The sequence below is a fragment of the Actinomycetota bacterium genome, assembly GCA_030776625.1.
GTDB lineage: Bacteria > Actinomycetota > CADDZG01 > CADDZG01 > WHSQ01 > MB1-2.
On record JALYHL010000006.1, the window covers coordinates 145,356 to 160,929 of the forward strand.

17 protein-coding genes and 1 rRNA gene are annotated in these 15,574 nt (G+C 65.1%); 12 read left to right on the forward strand and 6 right to left on the reverse strand.

Annotation, left to right across the window (positions count from 1 at the left end; translation table 11 throughout):
- Positions 1-4 precede the first annotated feature (4 nt).
- Positions 5-919 carry an ornithine carbamoyltransferase gene (gene argF, locus M3N53_11030; protein MDP9068861.1) on the forward strand — a complete coding sequence of 305 codons (915 nt, stop codon included), beginning with the start codon at positions 5-7 and terminating at the stop codon, positions 917-919.
- A gap of 10 nt (positions 920-929) precedes the next feature.
- The gene (locus tag M3N53_11035) at positions 930-1,532 is read left to right on the forward strand and encodes a DNA-3-methyladenine glycosylase (GenBank protein MDP9068862.1); all 603 of its coding nucleotides are present in this window, start codon (positions 930-932) and stop codon (positions 1,530-1,532) included.
- A gap of 20 nt (positions 1,533-1,552) precedes the next feature.
- Here the strand turns inward: M3N53_11035 and M3N53_11040 are convergent, their stop codons facing one another.
- Positions 1,553-4,144 (reverse strand): transglycosylase domain-containing protein, encoded by a 2,592-nt coding sequence (locus tag M3N53_11040; protein ID MDP9068863.1) that lies wholly within the window; start codon positions 4,142-4,144, stop codon positions 1,553-1,555.
- A gap of 55 nt (positions 4,145-4,199) precedes the next feature.
- Between M3N53_11040 and tyrS the strand changes: the two genes are divergently transcribed.
- The 3 genes from tyrS (at position 4,200) to M3N53_11055 (ending at position 9,083) form a co-directional block, all read left to right on the forward strand.
- Positions 4,200-5,408: a tyrosine--tRNA ligase gene (gene tyrS, locus M3N53_11045; GenBank protein MDP9068864.1), complete on the forward strand. Its 1,209-nt coding sequence runs from the start codon at positions 4,200-4,202 to the stop codon at positions 5,406-5,408.
- A gap of 545 nt (positions 5,409-5,953) precedes the next feature.
- Positions 5,954-7,484, forward strand: a 16S ribosomal RNA gene (locus tag M3N53_11050).
- 366 nt (positions 7,485-7,850) lie between these two features.
- A complete protein-coding gene (locus M3N53_11055) occupies positions 7,851-9,083 on the forward strand; it encodes a type IV pilus twitching motility protein PilT (protein MDP9068865.1) in 1,233 nt (410 codons plus the stop codon).
- Between the two features lie 19 nt (positions 9,084-9,102).
- Here M3N53_11055 and M3N53_11060 read toward each other — a convergent pair whose 3' ends face one another.
- A complete protein-coding gene (locus M3N53_11060; protein ID MDP9068866.1) occupies positions 9,103-9,399 on the reverse strand; it encodes a hypothetical protein in 297 nt (98 codons plus the stop codon).
- Positions 9,400-9,655: 256 nt separating this feature from the next.
- Complete coding sequence (locus tag M3N53_11065; GenBank protein ID MDP9068867.1) at positions 9,656-9,889, reverse strand: LysM peptidoglycan-binding domain-containing protein; 234 nt, start codon at positions 9,887-9,889, stop codon at positions 9,656-9,658.
- Between the two features lie 679 nt (positions 9,890-10,568).
- Between M3N53_11065 and M3N53_11070 the strand changes: the two genes are divergently transcribed.
- Complete coding sequence (locus tag M3N53_11070; protein ID MDP9068868.1) at positions 10,569-11,063, forward strand: hypothetical protein; 495 nt, start codon at positions 10,569-10,571, stop codon at positions 11,061-11,063.
- Here the strand turns inward: M3N53_11070 and M3N53_11075 are convergent.
- The gene (locus tag M3N53_11075; GenBank protein MDP9068869.1) at positions 11,041-11,238 is read right to left on the reverse strand and encodes a helix-turn-helix domain-containing protein; all 198 of its coding nucleotides are present in this window, start codon (positions 11,236-11,238) and stop codon (positions 11,041-11,043) included. The two genes, M3N53_11070 and M3N53_11075, sit on opposite strands and share 23 nt — an antisense overlap.
- A 158-nt stretch (positions 11,239-11,396) precedes the next feature.
- On the opposite strand from M3N53_11075, the gene M3N53_11080 reads away from it, so the two are divergent.
- The 5 genes from M3N53_11080 to M3N53_11100 all read left to right on the forward strand — a co-directional run bounded on the left by M3N53_11080 (position 11,397) and on the right by M3N53_11100 (position 13,524).
- Positions 11,397-11,741 carry a hypothetical protein gene (locus tag M3N53_11080; GenBank protein ID MDP9068870.1) on the forward strand — a complete coding sequence of 115 codons (345 nt, stop codon included), beginning with the start codon at positions 11,397-11,399 and terminating at the stop codon, positions 11,739-11,741.
- Positions 11,738-12,160, forward strand: a complete 423-nt coding sequence (locus tag M3N53_11085) for a hypothetical protein (protein ID MDP9068871.1) — start codon at positions 11,738-11,740, stop codon at positions 12,158-12,160. The genes M3N53_11080 and M3N53_11085 overlap by 4 nt, the downstream gene beginning before the upstream one ends.
- Positions 12,157-12,579, forward strand: coding sequence for a pilus assembly protein TadG-related protein (locus tag M3N53_11090; protein MDP9068872.1), 423 nt, complete (start codon positions 12,157-12,159; stop codon positions 12,577-12,579). Before M3N53_11085 ends, M3N53_11090 begins: the two co-directional genes overlap by 4 nt.
- Positions 12,580-12,699: 120 nt before the next feature.
- On the forward strand, positions 12,700-12,984 hold the full coding sequence (locus tag M3N53_11095) for an HU family DNA-binding protein (GenBank protein ID MDP9068873.1): 285 nt from the start codon (positions 12,700-12,702) through the stop codon (positions 12,982-12,984).
- Between the two features lie 150 nt (positions 12,985-13,134).
- Complete coding sequence (locus M3N53_11100; GenBank protein ID MDP9068874.1) at positions 13,135-13,524, forward strand: hypothetical protein; 390 nt, start codon at positions 13,135-13,137, stop codon at positions 13,522-13,524.
- On the opposite strand, the gene cofC is transcribed toward M3N53_11100, so the two are convergent.
- Positions 13,521-14,165, reverse strand: a complete 645-nt coding sequence (gene cofC, locus M3N53_11105; GenBank protein MDP9068875.1) for a 2-phospho-L-lactate guanylyltransferase — start codon at positions 14,163-14,165, stop codon at positions 13,521-13,523. The genes M3N53_11100 and cofC overlap by 4 nt on opposite strands.
- 23 nt (positions 14,166-14,188) lie before the next feature.
- Here cofC and M3N53_11110 point away from each other — a divergent pair, with 23 nt between their 5' ends.
- Complete coding sequence (locus M3N53_11110; protein MDP9068876.1) at positions 14,189-15,346, forward strand: Coenzyme F420 hydrogenase/dehydrogenase, beta subunit C-terminal domain; 1,158 nt, start codon at positions 14,189-14,191, stop codon at positions 15,344-15,346.
- Here the strand turns inward: M3N53_11110 and M3N53_11115 are convergent.
- Positions 15,343-15,552, reverse strand: coding sequence for a hypothetical protein (locus M3N53_11115; GenBank protein ID MDP9068877.1), 210 nt, complete (start codon positions 15,550-15,552; stop codon positions 15,343-15,345). The two genes, M3N53_11110 and M3N53_11115, sit on opposite strands and share 4 nt — an antisense overlap.
- Positions 15,553-15,574: the final 22 nt, after the last annotated feature.

Genomic DNA, 15,574 nt, shown 5'->3' on the forward strand with positions numbered 1-15,574 from the left:
GGGTCTGTCCGAGCGGGACTTCCTGTCGATCGACGACCTGTCGCGCGCCGAGCTACAGCATCTTCTAGACGACGCGGCCGCCGTCAAGCGCGATCCGGCGCAGTGGTCCAGCCGCCTTCGAGACAAGCAGGTGGCGCTGATCTTCGAGAAGGCCTCCACGCGCACCCGCGTTTCGTTCGAGGTGGCCGTGACGTCGATGGGCGGTCACGCCACCGTGCTCCGCGGTGACGAGCTCCAACTCGAGAGAGGAGAGACGATCGAAGACACGGGCCGCGTCCTGTCGCGTTACGTCGATGCGATCGTTGTGCGGACGTACGGGCAGGACCGACTCGAACGGCTCGCGGACGCTGCCAGCGTCCCGGTTGTGAATGCCCTCAGCGACTTCTCGCACCCGTGTCAGTGCCTGGCAGACCTTCAGACGATCCGCGAGAAGAAGGGTGAGCTGCGGGGCCTGTCACTGGCTTATCTCGGCGACGGCAACAACGTGGCGCATTCCCTGATGTTCGGCGGGACGAAGTTGGGGATGGACGTGCGGGTCGCCTGCCCGCCGGGATACGAGCCGTTCCCCCAGGTGGTCGAGAGGTCGGTGGAGCTGGCTGATGAATCCGGCGGAACGCTGGCCGTCACGGATGACCTGGAACAAGCTGTGGCCGGCGCGGACGTGCTGTACACCGACGTGTGGGTGAGCATGGGGCAGGAAGAGTCCGACCGACGGCAGGCGCTCGCTCCGTACCAGCTCGGCCCCTCGGTCGTCGACCTCGCGAGTGATGACGTGATCGTGATGCACTGCCTTCCGGCCCATCGGGGCGAGGAGATAACGCCAGACGTCATGGATGGACCGCGTTCGGTTGTGTGGGACCAGGCCGAGAACAGATTGCACGCACAAAAGGCGCTGCTGGCCTGGTTGTTGAACGCTTAACGAAGCCAAGTTGCAGCGGCTGCTCAAGAGCTTCTACGACCGCGACGCCCTCGCGGTGGCGCGCGATCTGATCGGTTGTCTGTTCGTTCACGACGGGCCGCAAGGGAGGATGGCGGTTCGGCTCGTCGAGACCGAGGCTTACCGCGGCGCCCAGGATCCCGGATCGCACGGGTTCCGCGGGGTGACGCCGCGGACCCGCGCCATGTTCGGCCCCCCCGGCCGCCTCTATGTCTATTTCACCTACGGCATGCACTGGTGTGTGAACATCGTCTGCGCGCCGGAAGGGGTGTGCGAGGCGGTGCTCCTAAGAGCGGGCGAGCCCGTGTCCGGGATCGCGGCGATGAGGGCGAACCGTGGGGGAGTCGGGAACGACCGGTTGATCGCGTCGGGGCCCGCGCGCCTCGCTCAGGCGATGGGCATCTCGAAGATGCACGACGGCATGACGTTGCTGCGCGGCGGCTCCTTCTTCTGCGCGGAAGACGCCAGCACAGCCGCGTTACGAGATGGAGACGTGTCACGAACGAACCGGATCGGCTTGGCGAAGGGCCGCGGCGATGAGATCCCTTGGAGGTATGTGGTACCGGAGCATCCGCACGCGTCGCGACGATGTTGACCCGCGGGAAAGGATGGACCCTAGGGATTCACCCAGATCGTCACGAGCGAGCCGGGTTCGGCCGAGGTCCCGGAGGGAGGCGACTGCTTCCAGACCTTGCCCCGGTTCTTCCTCGCCTGGCCTGGACTCGATTCGCTCTGGTAGACGACGCGAACGTCGTACCCCGCCGCGTGCAGCTCGGACTCCGCGGACGACTCGGACTGTCCCAGAACGTCGGGCACGGCGGTCGCCCCGCCGCCGCCACTCGCTCCGGGAGTCGCTACCGAAAGCGTGACCGTGGAGCCTTCCGTAGCTGTAGATCCGCCGCTCGGGGTCTGTGCGACCACCGTTCCGGGTGGGTAGCTCGAGCTTCCCACCGCCTGACGGACCACTGTGAACCCCGCGCGCTCCACGATGCCCTCGGCCGCGTCGGCGGGGAAGCCCACCACGTCCGGTACCTCCGTGTCCTCGCCCTCGTAAGGACAGGACTCCTCGGGCTCCGTCCCCTCGGCGAAGGTCGCCTCCGTGACGAACTGCTCGGGTGTCAGCTTCGTCGCCAGGCAGCCGGTGCGCGAATCGATCTTTACCGTGACCGTGCCGGCCTCAGGAGCGACGAACTGCGACGCGGGAACATCTGAAAGGGCCTGCAACATGAACGCAGCCCAGATCTGCGTCGGGAACGAGCCGCCCGTGACGCCTCCGGACGTGATCGTGCGCGTGGGTTTGCACGGCTGCGTCGAGTAGGTGCAGTCCGGTTTCATCTCGATCGAGCCCTCGGGATAACCGACCCACACGGACGCGACGAGATCCGGCGTGTAGCCGACGAACCATGCGTCGCGATACTCCTGTGCGGTTCCGGTCTTTCCGGCGGCGGGACGGCCGATGTCGCCATAGGTCGCACCCGTTCCGCGCTCGATCACCTGTTGAAGAGCGGTCGTCGCGATGTACGCGGCGGCGGGCTCGAGCGCTTCCTCGGGTTCGGTCTCGTCCTTGTAGATCACCTCGCCGTCGGGAGCCGTGATCTTCGTGATGGCGACCGGTGGATGGTGCGTGCCGTTGGCTGCGAGGGTCCCGTATGCGGACGCCATGTCCAACGGGTTGACGACGTTCGTGCCGAGGACGGCCGACGGGACCGCGAGGAGCGGGTCGTAACCACTGATCCCCATCCGTTCGGCGACGTCCGTGACGGCCTCCTCGCCGATGTCGTCGATGACCAACTGGGCGTACACGACGTTCACGCTGTTGACCGTCGCGTCCAGGAGCGACAGGCTGCTGCCGAAGCTCCCGCCCTCGTAGTTCTGGACCTTGTAGTCGGTGCCGTTCTCGCCGAGTCCGGGGAAGACGACCTCGGAGCCCGCCTGATACGTCTTCGCAAGCGGGATCCCCTTTTCGATTGCGGCGGCGAGAGCGAAGACCTTGAAGGCGGACCCGGCTTGACGCCCGGTTCCCGGTGCGCGCAGTTCTACGTCGTTCTCGTCCGGCGGGTCTTCTACGTCTTTCACTCGGCCGAGGCCAGGCTCGTTCACGATCGCGAGGTTCAGCTTGGCGCGCGGATCCTCCTTCGGGGTGGCGAAGTAGTCGCGGCCCCCGACCATGGCCTTCACGTGGCCCGTCTTCGGATCGATAGCCACGAGCGACCCCGCCGGGTCCCCCTCGTACGAAAGAACGGACGCCACGGCCTTTTCCGCTGCAGCCTGCATGTCCAGGTCGACCGTGGTGTGGATGCGCAATCCGCCCTTGAAGAGGCGCTTCGTCCTTTCGGAGATGGTCTCGCCGACGGCTTCGAAGCGCGGGTCGTACGTGATCAGCCGCTGGACGTAGTCCATGAAGTAGGCGGCGGGATAACGGTCCTTTTTCGACGCCTTTTGAAGCTTTAGATTCTCCTTCTTCGCCCGCTCGACTTTCTTCGGGCTCGCCCATCCCAGTTGCTCCATCTTCGTGAGCACGAGATCTCGCCGCTCGGTCGCCGCCTTCGCATCGTCGTACGGGTCGTAGTCCTCGGGCGCTTGTATGAGTCCAGCTAACGTCGCCGCTTCGGCGAGGCTCAGCCTCGCCGCGGTGCGCCCGAAGTAGGTCCTTGCCGCCTCTTGGACCCCGTAGGCGCCGTTGCCGAAGTAGACGGTGTTGAGGTAGCTCTCCAGGATCTCCTTCTTCGTGAGCTTCTTCTCCAGTTGCCGCGAGAGGGCCGCTTCGGTGATCTTCCGCTCGAGCGTCTTGTCGGCGATCGCTCCGGGGGCGATGATCAGGTTCTTGACCAGCTGCTGAGTGATCGTGGACCCGCCCTCCTTGATCTCTCCGCTCTGCGCGTTCGCGAGCAGAGCGCGAAGCACCGCCCGAAGGTCAACCCCCTGGTGCTCGTAGAAGCGCTCGTCTTCGATCGCGATCACGGCGTCTCGCACGCGCTTCGGGATCCGGGACAGGGGGATCACGGTGCGGTTCTCGGTCTTGTGAAGGGTGGTGATCAGCCCCCCGTTCGCGTCATAGACCTTGGAGGACTGGGCGAGGGTGAACCGCAGATCCTTCCGCTGGAGCTTCGGGAGGTCGGCGAGCTGGTCGGTCAAGCGCGCGCATGACGCTCCTACCAGAGCGAGGAGGAGGATCAGGGCGAGCAGGATCTTGTGAGGGCGCCGCATCTGCACTGGATTCTAAGGCGGTGGCGGTCCTATCTCTCGTCTAGCATCACCCGCTATGGCGGCGCGAGAGGACAGCCAGCTCGACGTCCTCATCAGAAGGACGGAGCACGTGGTGCCGGGCGAGGAGCTCGCCGAGCGGCTCGAAGCAGGACGACCGTTGAGGGTGAAGCTCGGGCTCGACCCTACGGCGCGCGATGTGACGCTGGGGTGGGCCGTCCCCTTGCGGAAGCTGCGCGACTTCCAGGACCTCGGGCACACCGCGGTCCTGATCGTCGGTGACTTCACGGCTCGGATCGGGGATCCCTCGGGCAAGTCCGACACGCGGCCACAGCTAACCAAAGAAGAGGTGCAGGCGAACGCGGAGTCCTGCGTCGCATCCTTGATGAACATCCTGAGCCCCGACAACCTCGAGGTCCGCTACAACTCTGAGTGGCTCGAGCCGATGGACATGACCGACATCCTGCGGCTGACCGCGAGGTACACGGTGGCCAAGATGCTCGAGCGCGACGACTTCGCCAAGCGGTACAAGGACAACCGCCCCATCTCGCTCGTCGAGTTCATGTATCCCTTGCTTCAGGGATACGACTCTGTTGCGGTCCAGGCGGACGTAGAGCTGGGCGGCACCGATCAGCTGTTCAACCTGTTGGTGGGGCGGGACCTACAGCGCGCCTACGGGCAGCAGCCGCAGATAGCGATGACGCTTCCCCTGCTCGAGGGGCTAGATGGCGTCCAGAAGATGTCGCAGTCGCTGAAGAACTACGTCTCCATACGCGAGCAGCCGGACGTCATGTTCGGTCAGCTGATGAGCATCCCGGACGCGCTCGTCCCGCGTTATGCGGTCCTCGCAACGGACATGGCTCCCGACGAGGTGGCGGACGTCGAGACCGCCGTTCGCCTCGGGGGGCCCGATGCCGGGCGCGCAAAGCGCCTGGTGGCGGGGCGTGTGGTGGCGATCTACCACGACGAGGCCGCCGCCGCTGCCGCCGAAACAGCCTTCGACCGCCAGTTCAAGGAGCACCGGGCACCGGAGGAGGTTCCGGAGGCGGAGCTTCCCCCGGATTCGATCGACGGTGAGATCGTGTACCTCCCGCGGGTCCTCGCCGAGCTCGGGCTGGCGGCGTCTCGAGGTGAGGCCCGCCGGCTGCTGACGCAGGGTGGCGTCCGGATCAACGGTGAGCAGACGAGAGGCGAGGAGTTCCCCTTGTCCGAGCTGAAAGGCGCCCTCGTGCAGGTCGGAAAACGGCGTTTCGTAAAGGTGATCTAGGGGCGTGGACGCGGGAATACGCCTGCGCAGCAGGGGGTTGAACGTCTCGCTACGGGTCTGCTAAATTACACAGGCCCCGAGGGGCAAGAACTTTGGCACGTACGGATCCCGGCCCTCCTGCCAGGACCGTGCTCGAAGAGACAGGAGGAGTCGCCTATAAGGCACCTGATCTAGCAAGACCAGGATGCTTGGTGACTCGCCGGTGCGCTTTTGGCCCGGCGTTTTTGTTTGCCCTGATGGACGAAGTAGCGCTCTTTGAGAACTGAACAGTGTGCCTGCCGAGAGAACGTCTCCTTCGCAAGGAGATGTTCGAACGGAAACCAGTGGACCCTCGTCGGAATGAGAGTTTCGGCGATCAAGTACCACAAATAAATTCGGCAAACGTTCATGACTTTCACTAGTCGACGTTCGCTGATGCACAGCTTCAAACTTTGACGCTTCGAGGTGGATGACTTCGGTTAACCACCTGCTAGGAGCGTCATAGTTTCAACAATTTGGGAAGCGCAGGCGGCTTCGCCGCACGCGTGGACCAAATTGTCGAAATCTCTACGGAGAGTTTGATCCTGGCTCAGGACGAACGCTGGCGGCGTGCTTAATACATGCAAGTCGAGCGACGAAAGGAGAAGGGGTAACCCTTCTCCCTGAAAGCGGCGAACGGGTGAGTAACACGTGGGTAACGTGCCCCGGACTCTGGGATAACAACGGGAAACCGTTGCTAATACCGGATAACCCCCGCACTGCGCATGCAGAGCAGGGCAAAGTTTTTTCGGTCTGGGATCGGCCCGCGGTGTATCAGCTTGTTGGTGGGGTAACGGCCTACCAAGGCAGTGACGCATAGCTGGCGTGAGAGCGCGACCAGCCACACTGGGACTGAGACACGGCCCAGACTCCTACGGGAGGCAGCAGTAGGGAATCTTGCGCAATGGGCGAAAGCCTGACGCAGCGACGCCGCGTGAGGGATGAATGCCTTCGGGTTGTAAACCTCTTTCAGCAGGGACGAAGCCTTCGGGTGACGGTACCTGCAGAAGAAGGTCCGGCCAACTACGTGCCAGCAGCCGCGGTAATACGTAGGGACCAAGCGTTGTCCGGATTTATTGGGCGTAAAGAGCTCGTAGGCGGCTGTTCGCGTCGGATGTGAAAGCTCAGAGCTCAACTCTGAGAGGCCATTCGATACGGGATAGCTAGAGGTAGGTAGGGGAGATCGGAATTCCTGGTGTAGCGGTGAAATGCGCAGATATCAGGAGGAACACCGGTGGCGAAGGCGGATCTCTGGGCCTTACCTGACGCTGAGGAGCGAAAGCTGGGGGAGCAAACAGGATTAGATACCCTGGTAGTCCCAGCCGTAAACGTTGAGTGCTAGGTGTGGGGCGGTCTTCAACCCGCTCTGTGCCGCAGCTAACGCATTAAGCACTCCGCCTGGGGAGTACGGTCGCAAGACTAAAACTCAAAGGAATTGACGGGGGCCCGCACAAGCGGCGGAGCATGTGGCTTAATTCGATGCAACGCGAAGAACCTTACCTAGGCTTGACATGCTAGTTAAAGCGGGTGAAAGCCCGTGTCCGTAAGGGGCTAGCACAGGTGCTGCATGGCTGTCGTCAGCTCGTGCCGTGAGGTGTTGGCTTAAGTGCCGCAACGAGCGCAACCCCTGCTTTTAGTTGCCAGCGGGTAATGCCGGGGACTCTAAAAGGACTGCCGGGGACAACTCGGAGGAAGGTGGGGATGACGTCAAGTCAGCATGGCCCTTATGTCTAGGGCTGCACACATGCTACATTGCGCGCCACAGAGGGCTGCGATACCGCAAGGTGGAGCGAATCCCAAAAAAGCGCGCGTGGTTCGGATTGGGGTCTGCAACTCGACCCCATGAAGTCGGAGTCGCTAGTAATCGCAGATCAGCAACGCTGCGGTGAATACGTTCCCGGGCCTTGTACACACCGCCCGTCACACCACGAAAGTGGGCAACACCCGAAGCCGGTGGCCTAACCCTTTGGGAAGGAGCCGTCGAAGGTGGGGTCCGCGATTGGGGTGAAGTCGTAACAAGGTAGCCGTACCGGAAGGTGCGGCTGGATCACCTCCTTTCTAAGGAGTCAATTGATTCCTAGTTGAAGACACTGGTTTCCATGGCAGGCACACTGTCCAGCGCTCAAAGAGCGAGAGGGGCCTTCGGGTCCCTTTTGTTTTGTACGAGGTCGCCGCAACGTTTGTCGGCTCGCCGAACGCAACTATCGCAGCAGAGCGGGGAACCGAACGCGAAGAGTGACGCCACATGGACCTGCGGCGACGCTGCGCGACGCCGCGGCATTTATCCACATGCTTTTCTCAAGGGCGCTGTCCCCCCGACCGAAGTCCTAGCTGATGGAAAACCTCGAAACGTTGCAGCCGGCCCACCGCGCTGTCGTGCCTCCGCCCCCCGAACCACATCACGCCCCGCCGGCAGCGCCACCCGTGCCGGTCCCTGCTGGTGGCGCGCAACCTCAGGCTGCCCAGCAACCTCAGGCTGCCCAGCAATCTCAGGCTCCCGAGCAATCTCAGGCTCCCGAGCCGCGCGTCGAGCCGGCGGCGGAGCTCCCTCCGCTGAAGCGGACGGGCAACGGGGATCAGGCGACGGTTGAGGATCTTCTGCGTTACATCGTCGAGGTGAAGGCATCGGACCTGCACGTGAAGGCGGGGTCTCCGCCAACCATCCGGACCAGCGGGCTCCTGCAACCGTTGGACTACCCAACGATCAACCCAGACCACGCGAACCAGATGGCGATGGCGCTTCTGACGACGGACAAGGAGCGCGCGACGCTCGAGAAAACCGGAGAGGTGGACTTCGCTTACTCGATGCCCCGCCTCGGTCGCTTCCGCGTCAACGTGCATCGCCAGCGGGGATCCCTCGGCGTGGCCGCCAGGCGGATCTTGCCCGGCGCGCCCGACTTCGGTCAGTTGCAGCTTCCACCGGTGGTGGAGCAGCTTGCGAAGGAACACCGGGGCCTCGTGCTGGTGACCGGCCCGACCTCGTCCGGGAAGACCACGACCTGCGGAGCCATACTGAAGTTCATCAACGAGACGCGCCGCTGCCACATCGTCACGATCGAAGACCCGATCGAGATCCTCCATGCGGACGCGATGTCCGTAGTGACGCAGCGGGAGGTCGGTCAAGACACGATGGGCTTCCACGCAGCTTTGCGCGCTGCGATGCGCCAGGACCCTGATGTCATCTTCGTCGGTGAGATCCGGGACCTCGAGACGATCAGCGCTGCGTTACAGGCAGCGGAGACCGGGCACCTCGTTCTTGCCACACTCCACACGACCGATGTGGTCGAGACGGTCAACCGGATCGTCGACTTCTTTCCGTCGCATCAGCAGAAGCAGGTGCGATCGGCGCTCGCCGCTTCGTTGGTCGGCGTCATGACGCAGCGATTGTTGCCGAAGGTGGGAGGCGGCCGAGCGCCGGCTTTGGAGATCATGGTCAACAACGGCCGCATCCGCGACTGCATCATGGACGGCGACCGCACGCACGAGATCCACGAGATCGTCGGGGAATCGGGCTTCTACGGGATGCAGACCTTCAACCAATCGCTCATCGGCCTGTTCCAGTCGGGTCAGGTGACGCTCGAGGATGCGAAGTCGGCGACGAGCAATCCGCACGACTTCGAGTTGGCGCTCCAGCGGGCCGGTCTTCTGTCCGTCTAGAGAACCTTCTCGAGGTGTCTTATCCCCCCGGCATCGTCACGCTGAGGGCGCCGTAACGGTCCCCGTAGAGGAGATCCGTCACCTGTTCCGGTTTGACCAGCAGTAGTGCGACGTGAGGGCCGTCCGGCAGAACCGGCGGCACGATCTTCTCGACGGTTGCGCCCGTTATCAGCTGGTGGATCTCGGGAGCGTTGGTGATCGGAGGCTCCCACGCCACCCAGATATCCACGGTGCTGCCGGGTGCGAGCCCGAGCTGCAAGCCGTCTAGCTCCGTGGCCGGCACCGCGTAGGACACCAAGCGGCGGTCTGAGCTCACTCTCGGCAGGCGCTGGGCCGTGGGTGTAGGGACCACCTCGTGGGACCTGGTCCCAGCAGGATCCGGCGGCGCGATGGTGGCTGAGCGGTTGGATCCGACCCCGCCGGGCCGCAGCATGAGGAAGAGTAGAACCGCACATCCAGCCGCAGCAGCAGCCAGGTTTCTCACTCGAGGGTTCATCCTGTCAGGCCGCCGCCTGGACGGAATAGGCCGCGCTCCCGGAACCGACTCGCGACGGCAGCCTGCAGGAGAACCGTCACCGGTCGCAGTCGCTCGGCAGCGCGAGGATCTGGCCGGGGAGGATCAAGTTCGGGTCGTCACCAACGGTTTCCCTGTTGGTGGCGTAGATCTCGCGCGTTGCCGCGAGTACGGCGGATGCATCGGGAGCGTCGGTGACCGCGTCTGCGATCCCCCACAGGGTTTCGCCTCGCCGGACCCTGTGCGTACCGGTGCACGGGCGCTGCCCCTTGCCCGATGGATGCCGCTGCATCGCCTCGGTGCGACGCCGCTTCTCCTCGTTGACGTCGGCTGCTCGCGGGAAGAGGCGGCGAGGTGCGGAAGCGCCTTGCGACGTGCGGCCATGAATGGCGGGATGGCCCGAAGGCACCGCGACCGTGTGCGCCCGGCCGGGGAGGCGAGTCGTGTCGTTTGATTCGGACCGGGACTCGGCTGCGGGCGGGCGAGACGGGGACGGGACGGCGTGCGGCCGGGCGGTCGGCAGGGGAGCCGCCTCGCCTCGGTCGGACCACGGCTGCGGTGCGGACGGGGTCGAAGCGGGCGGGGTTGCCTGGGTCCGGGGGAGCGGGAGAGGAGAGATCCCGCTCCCCTCAGACCAAGGCGGTGCTGCGGGCCGGGCGCCGCGGGAGGGGGGGACCGGGCGCCGCGGCTGTCCCGCAGCGGGGGTGGCTTGGAGCGTGATCGCGCAGCCAAGCAGGGAGATGAGGCGGGCCGCGGCTGGGACGACACGCCAGCGGCGGAGGGAAGAGCGCTGCGTTCTCTTCATGATGCTCCTCCTTTGGTAAGTTCGATGCCGGTTACCTGCGTTTACGTGAGGATAGATATAGCAGCATCGGGACGCATGTCAACCAGAGCGCGAAATCATTCTGATTTGCCCCTTGTGAGACCCGTCCGGCACCATCCGCGTCCCGACGGACGAGGAGGAGAAGCCGGTGGCGAGACACCTGCAGCGCACGATCCGGAGGCTCGAGGACACTTTCGATGCTTCTGTGGCCAGAGAGGAGGAAGCCGCTGCGAACGATCTCGCCGTGAGCCTTCTCCAGGACCGGACGGTTCAGATCGCGGTCACCAGGGCGGGTGATGCTGTGGTGACTCCACCAGGCGGGGCAAGCGCGCGTTTGTCGGTCGTGGGTTCGGATTACTGCGGCTCCGGGGCCCCGCTTGACGCGGTCTGGCGCCTCGATCGAGTGACGGTGTGGCTACAGGCGGCGGGCTCTCCTCCGGACCTCGATCGCAGGTCGTTCGTGGAGGTCCTGCGGATCTGGGCGCGGGAGGTTCGGCAGGTGGAGGTCGTGGCCGATGCGTGCAGCTTCAGAGGCCGTCTCATCCGAACCGGCCGCGATCACGTAGTGGTCGCTCAGCGGAACGGGCGCCGTGTGATCCCGCTGCGGCTCGTGGTCGGCGTCACGCTCGTTCCCGGGGGTTGAGGGGGTGAGCCCGTGCCCATTCCTGCGTCTGCTCGTGGAGCCGCTCGATGTATTCGTCCAGCTGCCTTCGGTCGACGCGCCACACACCTCGGCCCCCGATCTTGATGGCCGGAAGCTCCCCGGAACGGACGAGCGAGTACACCTGGGGGACGCTAACGCTCAGATAGATGGCCACATTCTGATCGTTCTGATGAGCTCGGCGCTCGTCGTGGCGATCTGGGGGATAGCGCGGGACCGGCTCGTGAGCATCGTGACGACCGCGCTGTCCAACGTGTGCGGCAGCGTGGGTTGCTGAGCCTGGGAGAGCGGGGCTCCGCCCCGGTGGATGCCGTCATGTCGATCGCGCTCCTGATGGTCCTAACCGTCGGAACGATCCAGGTCGCCCTCACCCTCTACGGCAGGAACGTCGTGCAGGCGTCCGCGCACGAAGGGTTGCGCGCGATGGTCGAGCGCGGTGCGGCGCTACAGGTCGGGGAGATCGTTGCGACCAGAACGGTCCAGGATTCGGTCGGCTCACTCGTCCAGGACCTCGAGGTAGATGTGGTCTCCGCGACCGCGGTGGACGGTCGCCGTGTCCTCGTCCGGGTTACGGCGCGTCTGCGGTCTCTCGGCCCGCTGCCGCTCTCGATCCCCGTGACCTCCGCGGCACAGGCGTTCGTCGAGGGAGAACCAGAGTGATCGTCGACGAAGAGGGGTCTGCGCTGCTCGAGCCGATCCTGTTGGGCCTCGTGCTCTTGGTTCCGGTTGCACTGATGCTTGGGTCTCTGGCGCAACTTCACCGGGCGGCGCTCGCGGCGACCGCCGCGGCTCGAGATGGTGGGTTCGCTGCGGCACGAGCGGCCGACGCCACCGAGGCGGTTCGCGCTGCGGACGCCGCCGTCGCCGCGGCTTTCCAGGGGCACGGTGTGTCTAGCTCGCGCGCCGATGCAGAGGTCCAGGGGCTCGGGTCGTTCCAAAGGGGATCTCCCATCGAGGTGCGGGTGAGCGTTCCGGTCCGCGTTCTGAGCCTCCCGTTCTTGGGCGCCGGATCGCAGCCGTCGGTGACGGTCCGGGCTCGTCACGTGGCGAGGATCGACCCTTATAGGAGCCGCAGTTGACCCGCGGAGGCGCCGCCGAACGCGGCCAGGTCATGTTGTTGGTGGTTGGCCTCTGTCTCGTCTCGTTCATGGTGGCGGGAGTTGCCGTCGACGGAACGAGGCTGTTCCTGATGCGGCGGAGCCTGCAGAACGCGGTGGACGCGGCGGCGATTGCGGCCGCGGGAGAGGTTGACGTGAAGGCGTTATACGCGACGGAGGGAAGCGCCATGCGTGTGGATCCGCAGGCGGCGCGGACTCGAGCGGTCGCGGTATTGCAGCAGCGGGGAGTGTCCGGGCGGGTGGAGATCGCGGTGGATCGGAACGTGGTTTTGACGAGGCTTCAGACGCATGTGGATGCGTCGTTCTTGCGGCTGGTGGGGGTCGAACAGCTTCGAGTGGCGGCCGAGGCAGCGGCCGAACCCGTGGCGGGGGAGCGGTAGGGCCGCCGAAACGACCAGAAAGGTGGCGGAGTGGGTGGGAAACCTCGGTGCCCGACGCCCCGGCCTATAGGGTAGCCCGCGGCCCATCCAGGACTGGTTTCCCGACAAGGAGGAGCAGGTTTGAACAAGAAGGAACTCATCGATTCCATCGCGGGCTCGACCGGCGAGAACAGGCGCGTCGTCGGAGAGGTTCTCGACGCGACCATCAACACGATCACGACCCAGGTCAAGAAAGGCGAGCGCGTTCAGCTGCCGGGTTTCGGCACCTTCGAGCGCCGCGCACGTTCGGCCCGCACCGCGCGCAACCCGCGTACGGGTGAAGAGATCAAGATCAAGGCGACGAAGGTTCCCGCATTCAAGCCGGGCGCCGGTTTCAAGGATGCGGTCGGCGGAGGCAAGAAGTAAATCCTTCACATACAGCAACACAGGCCCCGGGAGACCGGGGCCTTTTTCTTCGGCCTGGAGCACCGGCAGCCGGCGGTTGACCGTGGGGGCGCTTCGTTCCCGGCGGCCTCGCGGACTGCGGCTGCCGCCCGGGGCACGTATGTTGGATGCGTGAAGAGAGCCGCTCTTGGAGGAGCTCACCGCGGTCCCGTCGCGCCGACGCGGCAACGCCGGACGATCAGGTTCGTCCAAGGGCTTCTGATCGCAGCAGCCATCGCGTTCTTCGTCTTCAGCGGCTACGCATTCGGTCGAGCCGCGGGCTTCGACGAAGGCCGCCGCGCGGGGGGATTCGACGCGCCGCGCGATCCGTCGGTGGTGCAGGCGATCGTCCTGCTGGTGCTGGGCGGTGTCGCGCTAGGGGGGGGATTCCTCCTGAACGGCGGCGGAACGGTGCGCCTACCGACACCCGCTCGGCTTGAGGACCTCGCTGGACGAGCCGAGTCCGTGGCGGTGCAGAGGGCCGAAGAGTCCGCGTCCGGCTCCGCCGGCACGAGCGGCTAGTCCGCCACGCGATACCGCAGCTCTTCGAGCACCTCGGCCGTCCGGCTGGGCGCGTGTTTCGGTTTCGAAAGGAACTCTCTGATGTCTTCGACCGTGTCGATGTCCAGCGCGAGCCGTGGCAGAGAGAGCAGTGCGCAACGCCGCGACTCTCTCTCGGCTTGTTCGAGATGGCGCCTCAAGCTGCCCTCCCCGAAGGTCGGCCGTAGTAGCTCGGGCGGAGTGATGTACATGCCGTTGGTCCCTCCATCCCGCTGCGACGGAACCAACACGATCTCGCTCGTCGCGCCGGTGTCCAGGAGGTCAACCAGATCACCGCGGAACGCCAGCGGAGCGTCCGATGGGATGACGGTGACGCTCTCCGCCCCCGCGGCCGCGACGGCCACGACCGCCGCAGAGACCGCCGCGTTGAGCCCCTCGCCCGGGTCCTCGAACGTCGCGAGACCCCTCCCGTTCGCCTCACTCAAGACGTATGGGTCATCGCTTACCACCCACCACTCGAGGAACTCGACCGTTCCGCACAGCGACAGCGCGTCCTCGAGAAGCGCCTCCGCAACGCGCCTTCGTTCGTCCCCGCTGAGGTGCGTCGAGAGTCTCTGCTTCGCACGGTCCAACCTCTTCACCGGAAGCAATCCTGCGTCCATGCCGCAAGGTTAAGGTCGGCGCCGTGGTCACCTCCGACAGGAAGCACTGGAAGCATCTCTACGAAGAGATAGTGGCGACCGAGATCTGCTGTGGATGCTCCGCGTGCATCGTTGCATGTCCCCACAAGGTCCTCGAGTTCCAGGACTTCGATCCGGTACAAGTCGACGCTCGATCGCCTTTCGACAACTGCATCCACGGCGAAGAGGGATGCTCTCTCTGCGCGATGGCGTGTCTGCGCCTCCACCCTTCGCTCGACGTGATCGAGCAGGTGGTGCACGGCAAGAGACGCGAGCCCGAGCAGCCCGAGGGGACCTACATCTACAAGACCCTTGCTCGCGCCGCCGACCCGAAGATCCTGGAGCGCGGGCAGGACGGAGGGGTGGTGACGGCGCTGTTGGCATGGGGACTCGACCGGGGCGAGCTCGACGGAGCGGTGGTGGCGGCCCCCTCTGAAGGTGTGCCGTGGCTCGACGAACCGAAATTGGTGCAGACCTCCGCAGACCTTCTGGCCACGGCGGGCTCGCGCTACACGTACTGCTCGACGCCGCTCGGCCTGAAGAAGGCGGTCGCCGCCAAGTGCAAGAACGTGGCTCTGGTGGGGGTGTCCTGTGAGTCCACCGCGGTGAGGCAGCTCGCGGCGGAGGGCATCAAGCGCTGGACCCGGCCGGTGAAGCTGGTGATCGGGCTTATGTGCTGCGAGACGTTCGACTACGAGGCCTTCATGGTCGGCAAGGTCGAGCAGGAGAAGCAGATCCCGCTGACCGACATCACGAAGGTCAACGTGAAGGGCAAGGTCATCGTCAGCCTGAAGGACGGGCGGGACGTGGACATCCCCCTGCGCGACGCTCGCCCCTACGCCAACGAGTGGTGCCACCATTGCCCGGACTTCGCGGCCGAGCACGCCGACCTCTCCTGCGGCGGCTTGGGGATGGAGGGATGGACCATGGTCTTGGTGCGCTCGGAGATCGGGCGCGACTATCTAGAGCGGGCGGTCGCCGCCGGAGTGGTCGAGACCCGCGAGGCGTCCGAGGAACCCGGTGCCTTGGAGGTCATGGACCGTTTGGCGCGCAAACAGCGCGCACGTATTGACCCGTTCGATCCTCATGCATCGGCCACGTGGCCGACGGAACAGTTGCTGCAGGCGGCTAGAGCCGAGGCAGCGGATGGCGCCGGCAGCTAAGCCGCGCTCTCCTTGTCCACGCAGTCGGAGCAACGAAAGAGTCGCGAAGGGCCGTTGCCGGGCCGGGTGGACGCGACGAACTCACCCTCGTTGACGGGTGCAACGTCACGACACCAGGCGCAACGAGCCTGCATCCCCTCGGGGAAGTTTCCCTCGATGATGGCGACGCGGCCGCGATGTGCTTGGGGTTCGGTCAGCTTTCTCACCCGGCTATGGTAGCGAACAAAC